Origin of the sequence: Gracilimonas amylolytica, assembly GCF_002911695.1 — a bacterium.
Classification (GTDB): Bacteria; Bacteroidota; Rhodothermia; order Balneolales; family Balneolaceae; genus Gracilimonas; species Gracilimonas amylolytica.
This window is the reverse complement of the sequence record NZ_PQBS01000010.1, coordinates 136,026-158,343: the sequence shown is the minus strand read 5'-3', so window position 1 is coordinate 158,343 and position 22,318 is coordinate 136,026. Positions and strand designations below refer to the sequence as shown.

Sequence of the window (22,318 nt, the reverse complement as noted above, 5' to 3'; positions counted from 1 at the left end):
TGGGTGGGATTCGTTCAAAAATACAAAAGCCCTGCACATTCAATATGTACAGGGCTTTTAAAAGTGGTCAGCGACTGTGAGGTTTACTTCAGTGCCTCTTTAATACGATCGAAGATCTCATCAATAGTTCCAAGTCCGTTCACTTCCTGAACCTTATCCTGTTTTTGATAATGATCCAGAACCGGCTTGGTTTCCTTTTGGTAAACCTCGAGCCGTGTTTTTACTTTCTCTTCGGTATCATCCGACCGTCCTTCTCCTCTTGAAAGGATGCGTTTCACTAATTCTTCTTCAGGAACCGATAGTGAAATAAAGGCATCGAGTTCGTCATAGTGGTTTTCAAGATACTGATCAAAGGCCTCGGCCTGTGCCACGGTTCTTGGAAATCCATCAAGGATATATCCATCCTGATACTTCTCTTTTGACAGTTCATCTGCCACGAGATCCACAACGGTCTCATCCGGAACCAGTTCGCCATTGTCTAAGATAGACTTTACTTTCACACCAAGAGGTGTTTCATTTTTTATGGCTGAACGGAAAATATCACCGGTTGATAATTGAGGAATATTGAATTCATCCTGCAATTTTTTGGCTTGCGTTCCTTTACCTGCACCGGGAGGTCCGAATAAAATGATGTTCATGAGAAAATGTGTGTTTTCTGATTTAGATCGTGCTTGGGATATCAGGCATCAAATTACCTGATATAGAGAAAATAGCGACCTCTTAAGCCTCAAAACTGAAACTATGAGATCGCTGTAAATAAATAAGGGTTCAGAACAGGGTAACCGGTACGATTACTTCTGTACTTCTTTATCCTTGATACGAGCTGCTTTACCGCGCAGGTCTCTCAGATAGAATAGTTTTGAACGTCTTACCTTACCTTTCTTCTTCACATCGATCTTAGCAATGAACGGGGAATTCAGTGGGAAAACACGCTCAACACCTACATTACTGCTGATCTTACGCACAGTAAAGGTTTTGTTTGGCCCGCTTCCACGCTCAGAAAGTACAACGCCTTCATACTGCTGAATACGTTCTTTCTCGCCCTCACGCACACGGTAGTGTACATTAACCGTGTCGCCTGCAGTAAAATGAGGAACTTCCTCGTTTATTAGGCTTTGCTCTACAAGTTTTAGCTTATCCATGATCTCTGATTTTTAACCTCCGACCATCGGAGGTTCAGTTATTAATGTTCTTTCTTAAATTTGTTGTACAGATCTTCTCTTCGTTCTTTGGTTCTTTTGAGGGATTGCTCGTGCTTCCATTCAGCCACTTTATTGTGGTCACCTGATAGCAGTACATCGGGTACTTTCAACCCCTTGAATTCAGAAGGCCGGGTATAGACCGGCGCTTCCAGCAATCCATCCTGAAATGAATCATTCAGTGCGCTTCCCGCATCTCCCAACACACCGGGAAGAAGTCGGACCACAGCATCAGTGATAGCCAGGGCCGGGATCTCACCTCCCGAAAGCACATAATCGCCAATGGAAAATTCCCTGGTGATCAATTCATCTCTCACACGCTGATCAACACCTTTGTAATGCCCGCACAAGATAATGATGTTTTGTTTGAGAGACAGCGCATTGGCATCTCCCTGCTCAAAAACATCGCCATCGGGTGCTGTAAATATGATCTCGTCATACTCACGTTCAGACCGGAGCTTCTCTATGCAACTGAATATTGGCTGCGGTGTCAGCACCATTCCGGGCTCCCCGCCATATGGATAGTCATCTATTTTTTTGTGCTTGTCCTCAGTATAGTCCCGAAGGTCATGCACATGGATCTCCACCAGTTCTTTATCGATAGCCCGTTTCACAATACTGTGGTTAAGCGGACTTTCAAGCAGAGCCGGAACAGCGGATATGATATCGATTCTCATCATATCAGACGCCTTCCAGTTCATCCAGATTCTGGCAATAGATGTTTCCATCGCGGGTGTCTCGCACAAAGTGTTCGATATAAGGTATGAGCCGGCTGCCCGAGGTAGTTGCTACCACCAATATGGGGTGAGCCGGATTCTCCATTACATCGATCACCAGGCCAAGCGATTCATCCCGGTCATCGAATACTTCATGATCAATGAGGGTGTCATCGGCTTGAGCATCATCATCTGAGAGGGTTTCGGCGTGTTCTGCTTCCAGAAAGATGCCTTTGCCTTTCAGTGCTTCTGCGGCTGTGCGATCAGCGATATGGTCAAATTGTACAAAGAACGAAAATTGATTTCTCTTCCCTTCAACCCGTAAATCTGTAATGCGGGCAGGGATAAAATCGCCCCGATCGTTTCGCAAGTACACCAGGGTCAGGTCTTCTACTTTAGCAGGATCATCGACATCAAAGAAAACCCTCAGGTTGCCTTCAAGCCCATGGGAGCGTTCAACATGCCCCACCTGTACAAAACCCGGTGTAATGGCGTCCCGATTCATAGGCGCCGGATCGTTTAATTATCCTTCTTGTTTACTTTCCCAGGCACGCTGAACCGTTACACGGTCTTCATCGTCGGGTACAAATCCTTTGAGGTCTTCCAGATCGGTATCATTGATATGATCGATGGCCTCTTTGGCAGTCATGTCGGTTGAAACCTGTCCGGAAGTTTCTTCTTTTTCTTCTTCCTTCTCGTCAGCTTCCTCTTCTTCAGGGGCTTCGTCTTTGGTTTCTTCCTCAGCTTCAGCTTCTTCAACAGCAGGCTCTTCGTCTGCCTCAGCGATATTCTCTTCTACGGCTTCGGCTGCCTCTTTGGCATCAGCTGCTTCAGGTTCTGCATCTTCTTCGGTGGCTTCATCTTCTGCGGTTTCCGCTTCTGCTACCGGGGTCTCAGCAGATTCGTCCTGAGTTTCTTCAGCTGCTTTTTCTTCAACTTCAGCTGCTTTTTCTTCAACTTCAGCTGTTTCTTCTACAGACTCTTCAGCGTCTTTTGATTCGGCCTTTTCCAAAGCTTCTTCAATTTTGTCGGCGTCAGACTTAGGTCCTTCTTCTTTCTCCAGTTCGCCGGCAGCTTTCTCAGCTTTTACTTCAGCAGCAGCCTGCTTGGATTTTTCCTGGATCTGCTTTTTGTATTCTTTTTCTTCAGCAGCAAGAACGGCCTTGTGGTCTTCTTTACGGCTGGCAGCGTCTTCTTTCTTGGAATCGCGGTATTCTCTCCATTCTGACATGGCTGCTTCAATTTCTTCTTCGCTCTTGCCCCAGCTCATGAGGTGACGCTTGTACAGAATACCTTCTCTGCGAAGAATTTTACGTACGGTGTCGGTAGGTTGTGCACCGGTGTCTAACCAATACAGAATACGATCTTCATTTAAGATCACTTCTTTTTTCTCGGTAACGTTGTCATAACGTCCCACACGCTCAACAATACGGCCATCGCGTGCTTCATGTCGCTCTGCAACTACGATATGCCAGATTGGGCGTTTCTTACGTCCTTTGCGTTGTAATCTGATTCTTAACAATGCTGTTCTCCACTATGTGTGTTTAAGTTATAAGTTCTTATCGGCCGATAGGCAGATTTTTCAGTCCTTGAAGCGCACGTCCGGCTTTACCCATTTTTGACATGGTCTTCATCATACTTTTCATTTGATCGAACTGCTTCATGAGTTGATTGATCTCACGAACTGTGGTGCCAGATCCTTTTGCTATTCGTCGTCTTCGACTTCCATTCAATAGCTCTGGTTCCTGGCGCTCCTCCGGCGTCATTGATAAGATTATAGCTTCAATCGGTTTGAACGCATCGTCATCGATCTCTGCATCATCCAATGCTTTGCTGGCGCCGGGTATCATATTAACGAGATCAGAGAAATCTCCCATTTTCTTGATCTTCTGAATTTGCTCGAGAAAGTCATTCAGATCGAATTTATCCGATCGTATTTTCTTTTGAAGTTTTTCAGCTTCTTTCTCGTCAAATTCTTTTTGAGCTTTTTCAACAAACGAAACCACATCACCCATGCCCAGAATACGCTGAGCCATACGGTCAGGGTAAAAAGGAGAGAGAGCATCCAGTTTTTCACCGGTACTCACAAATTTGATAGGCTTGTTTACAACGGACTTAATGGAGAGGGCAGCACCACCACGGGTGTCACCATCCAGTTTGGTAAGAATCACACCGTCGAAATCAATACGTTCGTTGAATTCTTTGGCTGTGTTAACAGCATCCTGTCCGGTCATTGAATCGACCACAAACAGGATCTCATGAGGATTTACGGCCTTCTTGATCTCCGCAACCTCGTTCATCATATCCTCATCTACATGTAAACGACCCGCGGTATCAATAATAACCGTGTCGAGTGCCAGACTTTTGGCCATGGAAACAGCCTCTTTGGCAACGCGAACGGCATCTTTCTGTTCGATGGAATACACCGGAACATCAATTTGAGATGCGAGTGTCTTAAGCTGGTCAACAGCGGCAGGGCGATAAACATCGGCGGCAGCAAGAAGAGGATTCCTTTTATGCTCCTGCTTTAAGTGTCGGGCTAACTTACCGGTAAAGGTCGTTTTACCCGAACCCTGAAGTCCGGCTATAAGAATGACAGTAGGTGGGGTTTGAGCGAGTGCAATATCGGCCTTCTCACCACCGAATGTTTCAACCAGCTTGTCGTGCACGATCTTCGTGAACTGTTGGCCGGGATTAACACTGGTGAGTACATCAGAACCGAGCACCTGCTCCTTAATATCATCCGTAAACTGGCGGGCAACCTCATAATTAACGTCAGCATCAAGCAGGGCACGGCGAATTTCACGGACAGTCTCCGCTATATTCACATCCGTGATGCGAGCTTCCCCTTTCAGGGATTGAAATGCTTTATCTAATTTTGAGGACAGATCTTCAAACATGGTATTGTATCAAATCGATTTTTCTCCGCCAATTACAGAGCCTGTAAAAATACGAGTTCTTTCCCGCGTTATCAACAACAATGTGGATAAATGTTTTTGAGTGAGAATCAAAGTTGGTGGTGATACCCGAATGGAACACGGATGACGTTGATTCTGCGGATCGTCGCGGAATTAAGTGTTGGGATAACCAAGACCTTGCTTGAATACTAAAAGGCCAATCAGCATCAAATCCATCATTCCGTTTCCCCGAAGCGGAGATCTGTTGTAGTATCGATGAGAAACCGGGTGATGGATGGTGGTTGATTCAACCTCGGAGCCCTTTAGTCCATTCCATCACCCGGCTCCCGCAGATTCATATTACTTTTTCCATTTGAACTGAGCCGAATGATGGAATTGATTTGGAGAAACGGTCAGGATGGTAAGATCAAACTCTTGAGTTTATCTGATGACTGATTTTCGTCCCGCTAAGGACGGTATAATTGTAAAAAAGACCTTCCAGCTATGATGCTCGTGCCGGAGGTACGATATGCTTAGGCCTCAAAGACTTCATAGTGTACCTACGGCACACGGTCTTTAGGTTCTCTTTTTTACAAACATAATGTCCCTATGGGACATATTTCAAATGATGGAGGCTTGCCGGGATTGAGCCCCTGCACCAACACATCGCCTAGTGCAGATGCTCTGCGATTGCCTTTGTCGGGAGACAGGTCGGCACGAAGAGAGGTACTTGCCAAACCATCCGGGAACAAACTCAGGAAAGTTGGATTAGAGATAAATAACTCTCAGATCAAACGGATACAAATGATAAAACACTGGATTATACCGGCAGTTCTTTTCCTGATAATGGGGGCATGTGCAAGTACCAAACCTCCCTCACAGCAACTCACACAACTTGAAACATCCATAAAGCAGGCAGAACAGGTGGGCGCAGAGAATTATGCTCCGCTTGAACTTCGCGAAGCCCGCAAAAAACTGGAAAAAGCCAGGGAGCTGGTCAATGAGGAAGAGTACGAGGAAGCGGAATTAGTAGCTGAGAAAGCGATGGTTGATGCGGAGCTGGCTCAGATTAAAACTCTGTCCTCTAAATCGCAGCAGGCCGTGGATCAGCTAAGGGAAAGCATTCGGGTACTTCAGGAAGAGATTCGGAAAAACATTAACAGGGAGCAAAATTGATCATGGATTATTCACACAAACTACTCTACGGGGCAATAGTAACATTAAGTGTGATCTTAATTGGCTGTGGCGGCCCACCTCAAAACAATCCACTGCTTGTTCAGGCTGAGGAATCTTATCGGGTGGCTGAAAATGATTCACTGATTGTGATGAAAGCTCCGGTAGCTTTGAAGGAAGCTGAAGAAGCCCTGGAACAGAGTCAGCAGATATGGAGAGAGAAAGGGGATGCGAAATATGTGGAACACTACGCATACATTGCCCAGCAAAAAACTAAAATTGCACGGGAGACGGCTAAACTAAATGCAGCTCAGGATGAAGTGGGGCGTGCCGAAGCAGAACGCCAAAGAGTTTTGATCGAAGCACGAAGGGCAGAAGCTGTGGCAGCAGAACAGCGAGCCAAGGAAGCTCTCGAAGAAGTGGAAAAAACAAGAAGTGAGGCCGAAGATCTGGCAAATCGGTTGAGCGAGATGGAAGCTAAACAAAGCGAAAGAGGGATGGTGCTAACACTGAGGGATGTACTCTTCGACTTTGACAGTGCGAACCTTAAACCCGGTGCTTCAAATGTGGTTCAGGAGTTATCAAATTTCCTGAACGAGTATCCCGAACGGACCATACAGATCGAGGGCTTCACAGACAGTGTCGGTTCGGAAGAATACAATAGAACTTTATCTCAGCGGCGGGCTGATGCTTTGAAAATGGCCATCGTCAGGAATGGTATCTCAGCACAGCGAATTCAAACCATTGGGTATGGTGAACAATATCCGGTAGCAACGAATATGAATGAGGCAGGGCGACAACAAAACAGAAGGGTTGAGATCATTATATCAGATGAAAATGGGGTAGTAACCCAACGTAATCAGTAACTCGATTAAGACTTCTTACCTTAAGTTAGCCCATTCCATCACCCGGCTCTCGCAGAGTCAAATTACTTTTTCCATTTGAACTGAGCCGAATGATGGAATTTGATTCGGGAAAAAGATCAAAATGTTCATATCAAATCCCTGAGTTTATCTGACGACTAACGTTCGTCCCGCTAGGGACGGTATCATTGTAAAATTAGAAAAAATGTGTACCGCTTAAGGCTGGTGTTCTAGAGGGGTGCTATAATCCATCATTCCGTTTTCCCGAAGCGGAGGTCTGTTATAGTACCGATGAAAAACGGGGTGATGGATGGTGGTTGATTGCCCATCCGAGCCCATAACGCATTCCATCACCCGGCTCTCTCAAAATAAAAACTTCTCTTCATCAGGCTGAGCCGAATGATGGAATTATCTCGTTTATGAATAACCTACTCCTGAACTTACTCGTAATCTGAACCGGGGGTGGTGGTAAAGATCGGTTCCCGCCAGTTGGGAATGGTGAGGCGAAGGATGTAATAGTACACTCCCAAAAAAAGCAGGGGAAAAAGGACCAATACATTCAGCCATCCGATGAGATCAAACATGGTGTAGAACGCAAGGGTCGGTAAAACTATAAACAGGACAAAAGAGATCAGCCAGCCGTATCGGTTTAACTTATACAGATCCCATAATATGACTGGAGTCGAGATCACCGCTGCAAAAATTCCCGCTCGGGATACAGCATCCAGAAACAGAAAAGAGGGTCCTGGAAAGCTGTCACTGACATCAAAGTTCAGGATCTTGTGCAATCGATCCAGGTGCCTGTTTGGTTTGTACCTGAGATTCATGGGTGAAAATAGTTTTACATTTTTGGTGTAACCATTCGTTTTAATATCAGTGTAATGAGTATCCTATCCAAATAGCTGCTTCGGAGGTGAGTTTTTGATTTATACTCCGGGGTGGCTTTTTTTATGTATTTGAGTGCGATGGTGTTTTGGTGTTACAGTGTTATGGTGTGCTAAAGGCAACAACCATAACACTGTAACACCTTCGCACATTAACACTAAAATTTAAACTCACAATCTTTTTTCAAGGCCTCATCCAGCATTTGGTCATATTCTCCAGCTTCAATTTCAATGCAGCCGAATTGAGCCAGGTGATCGGTGTAAAACTGAGTATCCCACAGCAAGAACCCATTCTTCTGAAGAATTTCATGGCAGTAGAACAAAGCTACTTTATCAGCCCATTTCTCTTTTTTGAACATGCTCTCCCCGAAAAAAGCAGCTTTGAGTTTTACTCCATACAAACCGCCCACCAATTGGCCATCCCTATAACATTCCACACTAAAGGCATTGCCATACTGATTCAACACATCGTAGGAATTGATGATCAGGTCGTTGATCCAGGTGGAATCCCGATTAGCACATTGTTTGACGACCTCACGAAAGTTATGATTGATCCGAACCTCGAAACGCTTTTGACGAATGATACGAGCCAGGTTATCCGAAGTGTGAAATTTGCCGATGGGAATAATGCCCCGCTTTCTGGCCGTGTACCAGGTGACATCTTCAGCCTCCTTACTTTCTGCCATAGGGAAGATGCCCTGTGCATAAGCTTCAAGCAGATTTTCGGGTGGAAGGATGCGCATAGTTAGTGGTTAGTGCGATGGTGTTTTGGTGTTACGGTGTTATGGTACTGCCAAAGCATACCATAACACCGCAACACCTTCGAACTGTAACACCATATTTTTTTAAAACTCACAATAGTACATGCCGCCACTGCCGATAGGGGAACCTGGAGGGGGAGCCGGAGCATCTTCAACCTCAAATTCTTCAGGATTATTTAGAAATTGATCGATCAAATGAACCGCATACTTGTTATCAGCAATATTATTTGAGTTTAGTGAAAGCTCGACCTTTAGATCGGTGAGCTTATCAAATACAATAGCCTTTGTTACCGGGTTGGCACTGTTTGATGTGGCCAGTGCGATCATATTTTTAAGGACCACATGTTTCACCACACGGTGAACGGAACCCAAATATCCTTCTGGTGAATTTTGATCCCAGCTTGTATTGATGAGTGCATCTAATACCTCATCAAGGCTTAGGTTGCCGGTTCTGGCAGAATATTCCACCAGACGATTGGCTCTATCCGGATTCAGTATTAAGCTGACCGGCAGATCGGCAGCCGTTTCAGCAATGCCGAGCACATCAAGGGCAGGTCCGGTATTCCCACTGAATAACTCACGGGAATATCCAAGTCCGGCCGGCCGCGGAGGAATGATCTCCAAAAGCTCTTCCGGTAATGCCAATGCTTCAGGAGAAATAGTAGCCAGCATGGCATTCAGGGCTTCTTCTTGTGTTGTGCGTTCCACAATTTCAGGATATGCCTGATCATCTCCTTTAACTTTATAAGTATAATCCAGTCCGCCGATCAGTTTAGAAGTGGCCTCAACCTGATACCGATGGAACAGGTAAATGGGCACGAGCACATCCTGAAGTTCAGCCAGGGGTCGTCCGTTTTCAAGATTTGCTTCCCCAAAATTATCAAGGGCGGTTTTGCGGATCTCCATGATGGTTGGAAGTTGTTCAACCGGATCACTCCCAAACTCCCATAGGTGCGCATAGGGGTGAGCTCCGCTCTGTGGGCGTGCATCCTGATCAGAGATGTACTTTAAGCCTGAATTGTAGGCTTCATTCAGAATTTCGTTAAGAGCTGCTTTTTCATCGGTTCCATCCGGGAAGTCCTGATAACCGTAGGAAACCGCCATCTTATCCCATTCACCGATCCCAACATCATACGGATCAGAAAGGTCGATCTCGCCATTCACAATTTTGGGTTGGGGATGTGGGTAATCCATCACGGACGCATCGTTGGTAACACTCGCCGCAAAGTTGTGCGCGATCCCGATGGTATGACCCACTTCGTGGGCTGAAAGCTGTCGGATCCGGGCGAGGGCCATTTCTTGCATCATAGTGTTTTCCTTAGATTCATCGGCATAAGGAGCGAGAAGCCCTTCCGCGATCAGGAAATCCTGACGGACACGGAGTGAACCGAGTGATACATGCCCTTTAATGATCTCACCCGTTCGCGGATCACGCACGGACGAACCATACGACCAGCCACGGGTTGAGCGGTGGATCCACTGTATGACATTATATCGAACATCCAGGGGGTGAGCATCTTCAGGAAGTACCTTAACGATAAAAGCATCTTTATAGCCGGCTGCTTCAAAAGCCTGATTCCACCAGCGGGCACCATCCAGGAGGGCGCTTCTGACCGGTTCGGGCGTTCCGTTATCCAGGTAATACACGATCGGTTCTACAGGTTCACTTAAACGTGCACCGGGATCTTTCTTCTCAAGACGATGGCGGGAGATATATCGTTTTACAAGCGGCTCATCAATAGGGGTGCCATAATCCTGATAGGTGATCCCGAAATAGCCGGCACGTGGGTCATATTCTCTTTTTTCGTAACCGTCATCGGGGAGTTGTACAAATGAATGATGCTGGCGAACCGTGATCGCCTCTGGGGTTGGAACCACGGAGCGAACCCAGCCACCGGGATTACTTCCGGCAAAGGTTAAGGTGACTTCAAATTCGGTGTTCTTCGGGAAGTTCATGGTTCCTTCGGAGTACAAGGCCGAGCGATTCTTATCCAAACTGTACGAACCCTGATTGGAGCGGCGCAGTGAATTAGTGACACCATGAGCATCCTGTATCAAAAATGGGGTGAGGTCGATGAGTACTTTTCCATTTTCTTCAGCCGCGATCTCAAATCCGCCGAGAATGGATTTGGCAAAGGCTTCCTGTACGGATTTTTTCTCAAGAGCATTATCCGTCTCTGCCCTGAAGCCATAATTGGGTTGTATCATCATCACCTTTGGCCCGCGTCGCTCAAAATAAACAATGCGGGTATCGCCGAGCTGCCCACGATCCAGTCCGATATCATTCGATCCAATTCCTGCTGTAAGCGAATTTACGTAGATGAACTCTGTTTCCAGTTTATCGATCTCGAGCCACAGCTGATCTTTGGCTTCATCATAATAGTAATCGAAAAAGCCTTCGGTTTTGGTTAGTCCTTCAGTTTTTTCTGAAATAGTTGGGAGTTGGGCAAAGGCCTGAAATGAAACCAAAGCCATGATCAGGAAAAGTAGTGTTCGCTTCATAAGACTGAGAATTTGGAATTATCCCCGAATGCACGGGATGAATGTTGAATAGAGAATCAGCTCAGAATATGCAAAAGATGAAGCGGTAAGGAAAGTGGCAAAAACTTCGGGTACAGAGTTTAACAACCGTAAAGGGCTAAAGCCCTACACTATTCAATTATAGTCATCACCGGCCTGAAGGCCGGAGCAAAACTTAAGACAGGAGCAAAAATGATCAATTCAAATCATAACATCGAAATTGTACTTTTTAATGAATTCATCATACTCATTTTTGAATGATTTGATCATATGGTGCTCTTCCTGACGATCTATGTATTGATTTAATTGTTTGAGCTGTGATTGACTTACTGAAACGGCAAAATATTCTTCCTGCCAGCCAAATTTTTCAGGGAGCTTTAAGTTTCTATTGGCCCAAAATGATGATTCACCTTTGATCAGGTTCATGATTGTAGCAATATTCTGATCGGATGAAAGGGAAATGATAGCATGCAAATGATCATGCCAGCCATTAATGTTCAGGAGTTGAATATTTTTAGATCTGGCATATTCCCTGATGTGTTCACACAATAGATCTTTGTTTTCAATACTGAGTAGCTTTTTTCGACTCTTTGTAGCCCACACAAAGTGTCCATACATTCTTATATAAGGCATATCTCTTACTCCTGATTATTATTTGTACCCTCAGGAAAAATAGAATGAATAAAATAAAAGTAAAGTATTGGCCCCAAAAAATTGCTCCGCCCTTCAGGACTTCAGTCCTTTTAAAAAAAACTCGATGTAATATGGGTTTCTTTAGCACCACCGGCCTGAAGGCCGGGGCAATTTACATCACTTCTTGAATTCTTTAAACTCGCCGGCTCTGAGTCTCTTGAAGTAATCTACAGACGCAGCTCTGACTTTTGGAGACAACAGCAGGGCTGAGATCATTGTAGGGACCGCCATCAGGGCAAACATTCCATCGATCAGATTGATCACGGCATCAAGCGAGGCTACGGCACCGAAGATGATGGAGAACACATAGAAGTAATTGTAAAGATGTTGCTTCTCGGCACCGATGAGAAACCCAAGGCATTTGGAGCCATAGTAGGAATAGGACAGCATCGAACTGACGCTGAAGGTAAATACTGAGATCATCAGCAGATAGGTTCCAAAGGTGGGTAAGGCTTCATTGAAGGCATTCAGGGTGAGTGTGACACCGTTGGCTTCGGTGGTTTGCCACACTCCGGTTACCAGAATGGCAAGAGCGGTCATCGTACATACGATCAGCGTATCGATGGCCGGCTCCATCATGGCTACGAGTCCTTCCCTGACCGGTTCTTTGGTTTTGGATGCACCGTGAGCCAGTGACTCCGTACCGATTCCTGCTTCGTTTGAGAAAGCTGCACGCTGAATACCGATGATGATCAGCTGTCCAACAGCTCCGCCCATTACTGCTTTACCGGTAAAGGCATCTGAAACGATCAGTCCCAGATAGTATGGAACATCTCCGATATGAACGGCCAGAATAAATACCACGGATACAAAGTAGATCACCACCATGGCAGGTACGAGTTTGGAGGCCACTTTACCGATCTTGGTGATCCCGCCAAATATCACGAGTGATACCAGCCCGACCAAAGCAATTCCGGTGATCAGGTTTCCGGAAAAGGCTGCATCAGCTTCAACCCAGCCATTCGGGATATACACAAAATCTCTTAAGATCTGAACCAGCTGATTGGTTTGAAAGATGGGTAGGGGACCAAATAGTCCGGCCAGGGCAAATAAATACGCCAGGGGCATCCATTTTTTGTTCAGGCCTTCCCGGATAACGTACATGGGCCCACCCTGAATTTTACCTTTGCTGTCTTCACCCCGGTACATGATGGAAAGCGTACAGGTAAAGAATTTGGTGGCCATTCCAACAATGGCACTCATCCACATCCAGAAGAGAGCCCCGGGCCCACCCATAAAGATAGCTACGGCAACCCCACTGATGTTCCCCATACCAACCGTGGAAGCCAGGGCCGTTGAAAGTGCTTCAAAGTGATTGATATCACCGGGATCGTCCGGATTATCATACCTTCCCCGAACCAGATCAATGGCATGGAAGAAGAATTTGAAAGGGGTGAAACCGGAGTAGATCAAAAACCAAAGTCCGCCACCAACCAATAGGATGACGAGGGGGTATCCCCACATGAAAGAGGAAAAGGCCGCTAAATATTCTTCGAGCAGTTGCAGAGTGATGTCCGTTTAATTGCAATTAAGCATAGAAACTAACTAACGGACAGCTAATTTTCTAATGTGCGAAGAAAAAAGATGAAATCAGTTGCCGGTGGGGTTGCACCTGTGGTTCTCAATAAGCTGGCGATTTGAGCACGGTGGTGCTGACCATGAATGATAAGGTGCATCAAAATATCCTCGACAGAATTCTGAAAGGACTCACCCCTTGAGTTTTGATATTCGACCGACAGATCCTTGTCAGGAATGAGTGACAGGAGCAAAGGTGGATTTTCATTCAGAAGGTTTACCAGTTCTTCAACGGAAAGATCAGGCCAGATCTCAGTGGGAGCGGGTTCGCCTTTTATGCGGTTCACCCAAACGCGTTGTGCCGTTAACAGATGGGCCAGTAATTTTCGGATCTCACTTTTTTCTTGTGAAGGATCAAGGTTACTAAATGCTCTAAAGATACGGGTGTTTGCCCAGTTGTCGTATCTCAGCATTTTTTCGGGATCCATCACCCAATGCCGTAAAACTTGGAAATACCGTTTATCACAAACTGCACACCAATGGCAAGTACAATGAAACCCATCATACGCGTGATGACCGACATGCCTGAACTGCCAATGTATTTAACGAGTTTAGGTGAAACTCTAAGAATAAGATAAGCCAGAAAGGCTGTGGCAAATACCGCCACGCCATTGACGATATAATCAGTGATCCCCTGTGCTTCGGAGCCAAAACCGATCACAACCGCGATACTTCCCGGTCCTGAAAGCAGGGGCATGGCAAGCGGGCTGAAAGAGACGTCCTCTTTTTCCATGGCGGCTTCCTGATCCTTTTTGGTGAGTTTCTTGCCACCGTTCTGGGGACTTAACATGGAGAATCCTGAACGCACGATCACAAGTCCGCCGGCAATTTGAATACCGGGCAGGCTGATACCGAAAAAGCTCAGGATAAAAGTACCGATCAACAAAAAGATGATGAGCACGAAGAACATGTACGTGCTGGCTTTTCGGGCCGTGCGAATTTTTTCTGAGTCCGTGTGCCCTTCCATCAGCGAAATATAGATAGGCATGGCCGCAAAGGGATTGACCACTGAGAACAGGGAGGAAAAGCTCGCTGCAAACAGCCCAAGCGCACTCATAAAGAGTGTGGAAAAGGGAATGATATCTTTAAAAAATTCTTCCATAGAGCTCCAAAGATAAGGAGCTTTTTTTGATTTTAAAGAAGATGTTTTTGCATCCGGTAAAGCTTAACTTTGGCTTTATATTATTTAACCGGGTTGAAATACCTGAACTCCTTTTTATTCTATACTTTTTGATTAAAAGAATGAGCCTGACAGAACAAACTATTGATCACATCTTAACTGAGACTAAAACCATTCTCTGCCAAAACACAGCCCGGGATGAAAAACTGCTTGAGATCTGTAAGTTACTTGAGAGGGAGGTAGATACCTTCGACTGGGTAGGCTTTTATTTTGCAGATCCGGAGGGAAAAGAAGAGTTGCATTTAGGTCCTTATGTGGGGGAACCTACGGATCATGCACGCATTCCCTTTGGGCGTGGAATTTGCGGGCAGGTAGCTGTATCACACGAGACCTTTATCTCTCAGAATGTGCATGAAGAAGATAACTACATAGCCTGCAGCGTGGATGTGCAATCTGAGATCGTGGTTCCGATAATGAAGGGTGATACCTTTGTAGCTCAGATCGATATTGATTCCAATACCCGCGGCTCGATCACCAAAGCGCAACGAACACTGCTGGAACAGATCGCTCAACTGGTAGAATCCGAATTCTGATCTTTCTTGTCCCCGATCTGTACCTGAACAGGCAGCATATCGATAGCGGTGGTAACATTAGAGCTGAAAGTATATTTTTTATCTGAAAGGGACTGATGGCTTGCATCCATGATGCGAGATCTTACTTCATACAAATCCAGGTCTGTATCAAAGAGGTTCACCCAAAAATAGATCTGAAGCTCAACGTAGGTGGGAGTGAAATTCGAGATCTGAATAGCGGGGGCAGGATCATCCAAGACCAATGGATTGTTTCTGAGAGTATTATGCAGTAATTGAATGGCCTCCCCCAAGTCGTCCCCATAGTCAATGCCAATGGTGAAGTCGGTTCTGCGAAGCCCATCCCGGGTAAAATTATGGAGCGGGTTTTTGTAGATGGTGGCACTTGGAATATAAATATCACATCCGTCCGCCGTTCGGATGTGCACATCGCGGATCTCGATCCTTTTAACAATGCCTCTCAATCCATTACTTTCGATCAGATCGCCAACATCAAAGGACCGGCTGAACGAGAGAAAAAACCCGGCCAGCAGGTTTTCGCCGATCTCACGGAAGGCAAATCCAAGAACCACAGCCACGACACCACCGGCTGCTAAAAAACTCATAGCTACCTGTGTTAATCCGAGAATATTGAGGGCAATGTAAAAGCCAATGAGATTGAATCCCCAGCGAATTATGCGGCGAATCTGACGCGTCTGTTTGGTAGCAGTACTTTTTCGCTTCCCGAGGATCTGATGTATGCCATTGCTAACCAGCCTTCCAAGAAAAAAGAAGATGATGATGGCCACGACCGCTCCAAGGATCTGAGGAAAAGACTCAATGATCTGTTGAATCTGGGTCTCGAATTTTTCTCGAAATGAGGTCATGTATCAGTTAATCAAGTGAGGTATAAGTCAGGTCTGAAATATGCAGGTTAATACTGTGGTTAACCCTCAATCCATAAAGGCCGTCGGTTGTGTAATTATCAGTCGGCACAGAGGCAACTTCTGTGTCATTGATATAAAACTTAATATCTGAATCCGTGACTGATACACTTAGTGTGTTTTGAGCGGATGAATCCTCCAGGTCGTCTGTGTAGAGATTAATGGATTCATTAGAGGTCCAGTTCTGAATGACCTCAGTTTCACTGCCTATCCGCTCTTTGATCAGAAATTCTCCGGTATTGCGGATCAGGAAATAGAGGTAATTTTGATTGTTGTTATCAAGATCGTTTCCTCCCATAAAAATACCGAAGGCTTCTCTGTTCCTCTCACCGGGGTCAAACAGGTGCAGAACCGCAGAGATATCGTAACTACCAGAAGCGGTGTTGGATGGGTGGTGGTAAATTGCAGCAGGACCTGAAGTAATATGCCAGCCGGGAGTCATATTCACAAAATAAATGTCAGATGATTCCGGATCTGACCCTATGACTAAATCGTCCATATCACGGTCTAAACGAACTTCCCATCCCTCAGGAACATCAAGATTTTCTCCCTGTGGCACCTCGGGATCAGGTCGGTTTTGAGCCAGCGCAAACGATGAGCAAAGCAAGGCCAATACAGTTGATTGAATAAGAAATTTCATGATTCTCCCCATTTTTATTAAATGATCGTACCTGACCATTATACAATATTTGAGGGAGATGTGTAAGACTACAACCAGTCTACGATCTGATCTTTCTTTTCAATCTCTACATATTTTTCAAAGATCTCGTGCAAGCTCGAATCTTTTTGTAATTCCTTGCGACTTACTGAATCCAGATAGGCTTTGATCTTGCCCTGATGCAGAATGGCGATGTCATCACACAGGTTTTCAACCACTTCCAGAATGTGGCTTGTGATGATGATGGTCACTCCTTTTTCCTTCAGCCGCCTGATCACCGTCTTCATGCGCTCAATGGAAATGACGTCCACCGATTCAAAGGGCTCATCCAGCAGCATTAATTTCGGTTCAACCAAAACAGCCGTGACAAAAGCGAGTTTCTTTCGGCTGCCTGATGAGAGTTTGTTGATCTTGATCTTGGCAAAGTCCTTGATGTCAAAAAAGTCCATCAGTGAATAGGCCTTTTCAACCAAACCATCCTTGTCGATCTCGTAGATCTCACAAACGTATTCGATGAACTCCAGGCTCGTGAATTGTTCAAATAACAGGGGGGGCTGCAGGACCGAAGCAATGATCTTCTTGATCTCCAGCTCGTTTCTGGCATTCAGCTCCATATCGTGGATAGCCACAGATCCTTCCTCAAAACTCAATAAACCGGTCAGCACTCCGATCAGGGTGCTTTTTCCGGCGCCATTTGGGCCGATCAAGCCGAAGATATTTCCTTTGGGGACCTCAAGATTCAGGTCTTTCAGTACCGGTTCATCCTCATAACATTTAACCAGATGTTTGATCTCTATAGCTCGTTCCATAATCTCATCAATACTCGGTTTTTAAACAGGTTAACTAAAACTTCCATGTGCCGCCACAGGTAGATCACCATGATCACAATAACGGTACTCATAATCGTGAGCCGGTACCATTCCAGTCCTTCCAGGGGTACAAACACCAGGTAACCCATCGAAAAAATGAGGAAAGAGATGGCAAAGGTAACTTTCTGAGGAATGATCGGGTGTTTGTAACTGAAGGAGGAGTAGGTTGCCCGTTGATATTGAAAGTAAGAACTCCACACAAAAAGCAGCATGAACATCAAAAAGAAAAAAGTATTGGCTACAAAAATTTGCAAGGGTGAACCGATCTTGGGGATAACGAGCAATTCAAACACGGTGATCAAATAAAACACCAGCAGTGGCAAAACGATCACTCCGAGAAATCGCTCTTTTAGTTGCTTTTCCAGGTTAATCGGAAACTGAAGATGCAGAAGAAATTCCCGGTTCTCATAGCCGTACATATTGGCCATACCCATGGCTAAAAGGGCCACCGGTATGCCGGCAAGTATGGTTGGTATGAGAATGGTCTTGGCGATCTCAAAATCTACGTTCAATAACAGCGGGACGTACACAATGGGAATAACGGTTAGCGTAAGCACCTGCAACCGGTTGTAAGGATGCTTCATCACATAGAAATAATATTTACCGGCATTCCTTCCCAGTACCTTTCTGAGAAAGAGCCAGAGCTTACTGCTTTCCTCTTCCGCTTTTTTGAGCCCCGGATTCAACAATCCCTCCTTGGTCTTGTTGAAATGATCGATCACGGTAAGACCAACCAATATGGTCGAAAACACAAATATGATACCGGCATTCAGCCAACCATACTCTACTGTGACCGTTTGGATCATGAGACCACCCGGCAACCAGCCAAGAAAATAATTCACCGTTTCTACCTGGGGTATGAACTCTGCAAAGATGCGGCTTGAGTTAGAGGCAAAAAGGGAAACCAGCTGAAACAGTCCAAAGATTAGGAAGAGAAAACCGATCACTACGGCAATGAATCTCTTTTCCACCACGCGTATAAAGCGGTGCTTCACAGAATAGATAAGTACATAATTGAGGGCAATGGCCGCCAGCCCAACCGGGATCTGATAGGCAAAGTCGACCTGTATCATCAGGAAGACCACCCAGGTAAAATTGTAAATAATATTTACGGGGTGACAAAAGCCAATGATGGTCAGATATTTTGCCAGCCGTTTCAGCGGAAAGCCAAATCCCAGAAGCTTCCGGTTTTCTTCGATGTTGAGGAGCCTCATGTTGGTGAACGAGAAATGCATGAGCCAATACGCATTTCCAAAGACAAGGAGGATGAACTTATAAATATCCGGAGTCAGCCATGGCAGTTCCACCTGCATCCATGGGCGGCTATCCATCAATACCACCACGATGGCCGTACCGATCAGGTTCACCAGCATGATCCCCAGAAACAGGATGTAGCCGATGGTCAGCAAAAGCTGAAATCGGTTCAGGTTAGAAATAAAGATACGCCAGTTCAGCGTCAGCAGCCTATAGAACAAGGAGGTGTAGCTTTTATTGAAGTTATTTAAAATCAGTACGCTATTATTATAAAATAATAGAACTGTTTAATCTATTTGAAAATTCAAATAAAAGCGGCCGTTTATGAGAAGTGGTGATAGGCTATGGGCAGAAACTTAATTTTCTACCAGCTTCAGGAGTTCTTCAGGTACGTCAATATCCATTCTTAAAACCTGAGAGGCATGGGTTTTACCCTGGGCATCTAGTTTCAGGGATACGGTTCCACCACCGCCAAGACTTTCATTCAGTATAAAATTAAGGGCACCGATATTTGGCATTTCATAGCGTTCAACTTCACCCTTGCACACATGTTTCATGTGATCTTTTACACGGTCGGCTGTCAGGTTTTTTTCAAGAAAGGAATAGATCTCAGGGTGACGTGCAATGATCCCGACATTACTTCCATTTCCTTTGTCGCCACTGCGACCGTGTGCAATTTTCAGGAGTTTTACCGTTGGCATATGAACTGATTTTTAAAGTCTTAATTTACTGCTAAGATAACGTGATTTGCCTGAGTTCACAATCTGATGTTCTGGGTGAAATAGCTTTTAACATCACATCAGTCTGACAAATAATAGACCACGGTAGAAACCACTCTCACATTCTTGATGTGTGGGTTGTTATTGTCTCTTGGAGAGATACTGAACTGACCCTGATAGGCGGTTTTGATCTTACCCAGCTGACTGTTGGAATCTTCCGCGAATTTCTCAGCCACGGCCCGTGCTTCTTTGGTAGCTGCTTCGATCATCTGAGGCTTGATGTCATTCAGGCTGTTGAAAATGTATTCCGGCCGCACCTGATATTCGTCACCTGAAAGAGTGATGCCCTGTTTACCCAGGTCAGCCAGCTGGCTCATGACCTCACGTACTTTCTCCACATCCTCTGAATAAATAGTAACGGTCTGATCGGCAACGTACCGAAACTGTGCATCCTGTTGCCCACCCCATCGCTGTGCCGATTTATCAGTCACTAAAGGGGTTGAGATCGAGATCTCATCCTCACTCACTCCGCGTTCGGTCAGAAAGTTTCGCACTTTCTCGCCACTGTTTTCAAGCTGTTGGTAGATGTCCTCGAGCTGATTACTGGCTTCCGTAAACTGAATGGGCCATATTACGATATCAGCGAGATGCTCTTCCTCTGCCAGCCCTTTTACGGTTACCGTTCGCTCATATTCCTTAAAAGTGATGGCTGCATTGCCAAGAATAAACCCAAAGGCGATCAATCCTAAAAAAATGGCTGCCCCGATAATGGTAAGTCCACGATTACTTTGAATATCCATGATGTGTATATAAAATTTTAAAGTGTATGGAAGATACGGATTTGAATAGGTTTTAGTGTTTGATACGGAAATATGTTTCAGAACTCAGAATCAGGCACGCTCTGCCATTTCCAGCCAGGTTAATTCTTTTTCTTCAAGTTCTTCTTTAAGAGCCTCAAATTCTTTAGACAGTTCATTCAGTTCGCCATATTCCAGATTCCCGTCAGCCATCTCTTTTTCCAGAGTGGTTTTCTGTTTCTCTAATTTTGCGATCTCTTTTTCCAGTTTATTGAACTCCCGTCTCTCGTTGTAGGTGAGTTTTTGAACCGATTCCGAAGCGGGTTTATCTTCTTTGGTTTTTTGTGGAGACGATTTAGACTGAGGTTTGGATTTGTCTTCATCAGAAATACGGCTTAGGATCTCATCACGGTATTCGTCATAAGTGCCGTGAAAGTCCCTGATCACGCCCTGTCCCTCAAATACAAAATAGTGGTCGACCAGTTTATCCATGAAAAACCTGTCATGAGAAACGATGATAAGGCAGCCACCAAAGTTCTGAAGGAAATCTTCCAGTTTGTTCAGAGTAAGCAGATCCAGATCATTAGTTGGCTCATCCAATATCAGGAAATTGGGATTTTTGATCAGAACCATCATCAGCATGAGCCGGCGTTTTTCACCACCGCTTAGTTTCTCAACCGGAGTGTACTGCATTTTGCCGGGAAACATGAAATGCTCTAAAAACTGTGAAGCCGTGATCTTATCTCCGTTCGCCAGTTCGATGACCTCAGCCACTTCCTTGATCACCTCGATCACCCGCTTACTCTCATCGATCGGAAAGCCCTTTTGCTGATAATGCCCAAATATAATGGTCTCGCCGGTGTCGATGGTGCCTGAATCTGGTTTCATCTCACCCATCAGAATTTTCAGGAAAGTACTCTTACCAACTCCATTCTTTCCAAGAATACCGATGCGTTCGCCTTGCAGAAACTGATAACTGAAATCATCCAGGATCACAGTGTCGTCAAAGGCTTTTGAGAGATGTTCCACTTCCAATACCTTCCCGCCCATGCGGCTCATATTCACATCCAGCTGCATCTCTGTTTCCTCGCGGGCAGAGTTGGCTTTATCTTTCGTCTCATAAAAGGCCTTGATGCGGGACTTGGATTTCGTGGTACGGGCTTTCGGTCCCCGGCGCATCCATTCCAGTTCCTTCTTCATCAGCTTGCCGGCCTTGGCGATCTCGGTCGCTTCGATCTCTTCCCGTTCCGCCTTCTTCTTCAGATAATATTCGTAATTCCCCTTGTGGTGATAGAGCTTGCCATAATCCAGTTCCAGAATATGATTACACACTCTGTCCAGGAAGTAGCGATCGTGAGTCACCATCAATAAGGTCATTTTACTTTTAGCCAGATACTGTTCCAGCCATTCGATCATCTCCACATCCAGGTGGTTGGTGGGCTCATCCAGGATCAGCAGGTCCGGTTCATCCAACAGTACAAATGCAAGAGCCACTCTTTTGCGCTCACCGCCTGATAAGGAGCTGATCGATTGATCCAGATCGTGAATATTCAACGCACTCAGGATCTGCTCCATTTGTTGTTCCACATCCCAGGCTTCGGCTGCATCCATGGCGGCTGATGCTTTTTCGAACTGCTTTTGAGTTTGTTCATTGAAATTTTCAGCCTGAGCCTGAACAGCTTTCTCATAACGCTGCACCACCTTGATCTTGTCAGAGTCACCGTGAGCGATGAATTCACTGATGGTCATGTTTTCATCCAGCTCCGGCTCCTGCGCAAGATATCCAATCTGAATGCCTTTCTGGGTCATGACCTTACCTGAATCCGGTTCCATTTCTCCCGCCAGGATCTTTAATAAAGTGGATTTACCGGTACCGTTGGGAGCGATCAATGCGGTTTTATCACCCTGAGAGATCCCAAAGGTCAGATCTTCAAAAAGTGGCTTGATCCCAAAGGTCTTGGAAAGGTTTTCGGTGGAGAGGTAGGTCATGTAAAACGTTCAGTTAAAAACTCTGTTGATGAAACATTAAAATAAGGAAAGTGCGGGAACATTTAAGGATACAGGTATCTTAATTTTTTAGGATTGAAACTCACCTTCTATCTGTTTA

23 protein-coding genes are annotated in these 22,318 nt (G+C 45.4%); 3 read left to right on the top strand and 20 right to left on the bottom strand.

What is annotated here, in order from left to right:
* Positions 1-83: 83 nt before the first annotated feature.
* From C3B73_RS03060 to ffh, 6 genes are all read right to left on the bottom strand, one after another.
* Positions 84-638 carry an adenylate kinase gene (locus C3B73_RS03060; RefSeq protein ID WP_103664163.1) on the bottom strand — a complete coding sequence of 185 codons (555 nt, stop codon included), beginning with the start codon at positions 636-638 and terminating at the stop codon, positions 84-86.
* Positions 639-791: 153 nt separating this feature from the next.
* On the bottom strand, positions 792-1,142 hold the full coding sequence (rplS, locus tag C3B73_RS03055; RefSeq protein WP_103664162.1) for a 50S ribosomal protein L19: 351 nt from the start codon (positions 1,140-1,142) through the stop codon (positions 792-794).
* Positions 1,143-1,183: 41 nt separating this feature from the next.
* Positions 1,184-1,876: a tRNA (guanosine(37)-N1)-methyltransferase TrmD gene (gene trmD / locus C3B73_RS03050; RefSeq protein ID WP_103664314.1), complete on the bottom strand. Its 693-nt coding sequence runs from the start codon at positions 1,874-1,876 to the stop codon at positions 1,184-1,186.
* Positions 1,877-1,880: 4 nt separating this feature from the next.
* Positions 1,881-2,420, bottom strand: coding sequence for a ribosome maturation factor RimM (rimM, locus tag C3B73_RS03045; protein WP_103664161.1), 540 nt, complete (start codon positions 2,418-2,420; stop codon positions 1,881-1,883).
* A gap of 18 nt (positions 2,421-2,438) precedes the next feature.
* Positions 2,439-3,437, bottom strand: coding sequence for a 30S ribosomal protein S16 (rpsP, locus tag C3B73_RS03040; RefSeq protein ID WP_103664160.1), 999 nt, complete (start codon positions 3,435-3,437; stop codon positions 2,439-2,441).
* 37 nt (positions 3,438-3,474) lie between these two features.
* Positions 3,475-4,815 carry a signal recognition particle protein gene (ffh, locus tag C3B73_RS03035; RefSeq protein WP_103664159.1) on the bottom strand — a complete coding sequence of 447 codons (1,341 nt, stop codon included), beginning with the start codon at positions 4,813-4,815 and terminating at the stop codon, positions 3,475-3,477.
* 606 nt (positions 4,816-5,421) lie between these two features.
* Here ffh and C3B73_RS03030 point away from each other — a divergent pair.
* Positions 5,422-5,988 (top strand): DUF4398 domain-containing protein, encoded by a 567-nt coding sequence (locus C3B73_RS03030; protein WP_103664158.1) that lies wholly within the window; start codon positions 5,422-5,424, stop codon positions 5,986-5,988.
* A 2-nt stretch (positions 5,989-5,990) separates the two neighbouring features.
* Positions 5,991-6,851, top strand: coding sequence for an OmpA family protein (locus C3B73_RS03025; protein WP_103664157.1), 861 nt, complete (start codon positions 5,991-5,993; stop codon positions 6,849-6,851).
* 437 nt (positions 6,852-7,288) lie between these two features.
* On the opposite strand, the gene C3B73_RS03020 is transcribed toward C3B73_RS03025, so the two are convergent.
* The 7 genes from C3B73_RS03020 to C3B73_RS02990 form a co-directional block, all read right to left on the bottom strand.
* On the bottom strand, positions 7,289-7,675 hold the full coding sequence (locus C3B73_RS03020) for a hypothetical protein (protein WP_103664156.1): 387 nt from the start codon (positions 7,673-7,675) through the stop codon (positions 7,289-7,291).
* A 215-nt stretch (positions 7,676-7,890) separates the two neighbouring features.
* Positions 7,891-8,475, bottom strand: a complete 585-nt coding sequence (aat, locus tag C3B73_RS03015; RefSeq protein WP_103664155.1) for a leucyl/phenylalanyl-tRNA--protein transferase — start codon at positions 8,473-8,475, stop codon at positions 7,891-7,893.
* A 102-nt stretch (positions 8,476-8,577) separates the two neighbouring features.
* Entirely contained in the window at positions 8,578-10,995 is a 2,418-nt protein-coding gene (locus tag C3B73_RS03010; protein WP_232802964.1) for a zinc-dependent metalloprotease, read from the bottom strand.
* 219 nt (positions 10,996-11,214) lie between these two features.
* Positions 11,215-11,646 (bottom strand): IS200/IS605 family transposase, encoded by a 432-nt coding sequence (gene tnpA, locus C3B73_RS03005; RefSeq protein WP_103664154.1) that lies wholly within the window; start codon positions 11,644-11,646, stop codon positions 11,215-11,217.
* Positions 11,647-11,823: 177 nt separating this feature from the next.
* Positions 11,824-13,170, bottom strand: coding sequence for an alanine/glycine:cation symporter family protein (locus C3B73_RS03000; protein WP_103664153.1), 1,347 nt, complete (start codon positions 13,168-13,170; stop codon positions 11,824-11,826).
* 92 nt (positions 13,171-13,262) lie between these two features.
* Complete coding sequence (locus tag C3B73_RS02995) at positions 13,263-13,709, bottom strand: DinB family protein (protein ID WP_103664152.1); 447 nt, start codon at positions 13,707-13,709, stop codon at positions 13,263-13,265.
* The gene (locus C3B73_RS02990) at positions 13,709-14,383 is read right to left on the bottom strand and encodes a MarC family NAAT transporter (RefSeq protein WP_103664151.1); all 675 of its coding nucleotides are present in this window, start codon (positions 14,381-14,383) and stop codon (positions 13,709-13,711) included. The genes C3B73_RS02995 and C3B73_RS02990 overlap by 1 nt, the downstream gene beginning before the upstream one ends.
* A gap of 140 nt (positions 14,384-14,523) precedes the next feature.
* Between C3B73_RS02990 and C3B73_RS02985 the strand changes: the two genes are divergently transcribed.
* Complete coding sequence (locus C3B73_RS02985) at positions 14,524-14,994, top strand: GAF domain-containing protein (protein WP_103664312.1); 471 nt, start codon at positions 14,524-14,526, stop codon at positions 14,992-14,994.
* On the opposite strand, the gene C3B73_RS02980 is transcribed toward C3B73_RS02985, so the two are convergent.
* The 7 genes from C3B73_RS02980 to C3B73_RS02950 all read right to left on the bottom strand — a co-directional run bounded on the left by C3B73_RS02980 (position 14,970) and on the right by C3B73_RS02950 (position 22,200).
* On the bottom strand, positions 14,970-15,857 hold the full coding sequence (locus tag C3B73_RS02980; protein ID WP_103664150.1) for a mechanosensitive ion channel family protein: 888 nt from the start codon (positions 15,855-15,857) through the stop codon (positions 14,970-14,972). The genes C3B73_RS02985 and C3B73_RS02980 overlap by 25 nt on opposite strands.
* A gap of 7 nt (positions 15,858-15,864) precedes the next feature.
* The gene (locus tag C3B73_RS02975) at positions 15,865-16,554 is read right to left on the bottom strand and encodes a hypothetical protein (RefSeq protein ID WP_232802962.1); all 690 of its coding nucleotides are present in this window, start codon (positions 16,552-16,554) and stop codon (positions 15,865-15,867) included.
* A 68-nt stretch (positions 16,555-16,622) separates the two neighbouring features.
* The gene (locus tag C3B73_RS02970; protein ID WP_103664148.1) at positions 16,623-17,381 is read right to left on the bottom strand and encodes an ABC transporter ATP-binding protein; all 759 of its coding nucleotides are present in this window, start codon (positions 17,379-17,381) and stop codon (positions 16,623-16,625) included.
* Positions 17,366-18,916, bottom strand: a complete 1,551-nt coding sequence (locus tag C3B73_RS02965; RefSeq protein WP_103664147.1) for a hypothetical protein — start codon at positions 18,914-18,916, stop codon at positions 17,366-17,368. The genes C3B73_RS02970 and C3B73_RS02965 overlap by 16 nt, the downstream gene beginning before the upstream one ends.
* Before the next feature lie 135 nt (positions 18,917-19,051).
* Positions 19,052-19,396, bottom strand: a complete 345-nt coding sequence (locus C3B73_RS02960; protein WP_103664146.1) for an AtuA-related protein — start codon at positions 19,394-19,396, stop codon at positions 19,052-19,054.
* Positions 19,397-19,494: 98 nt separating this feature from the next.
* Positions 19,495-20,214: an SIMPL domain-containing protein gene (locus C3B73_RS02955; RefSeq protein WP_103664145.1), complete on the bottom strand. Its 720-nt coding sequence runs from the start codon at positions 20,212-20,214 to the stop codon at positions 19,495-19,497.
* 90 nt (positions 20,215-20,304) lie between these two features.
* Complete coding sequence (locus C3B73_RS02950) at positions 20,305-22,200, bottom strand: ABC-F family ATP-binding cassette domain-containing protein (RefSeq protein ID WP_103664144.1); 1,896 nt, start codon at positions 22,198-22,200, stop codon at positions 20,305-20,307.
* Positions 22,201-22,318: the final 118 nt, after the last annotated feature.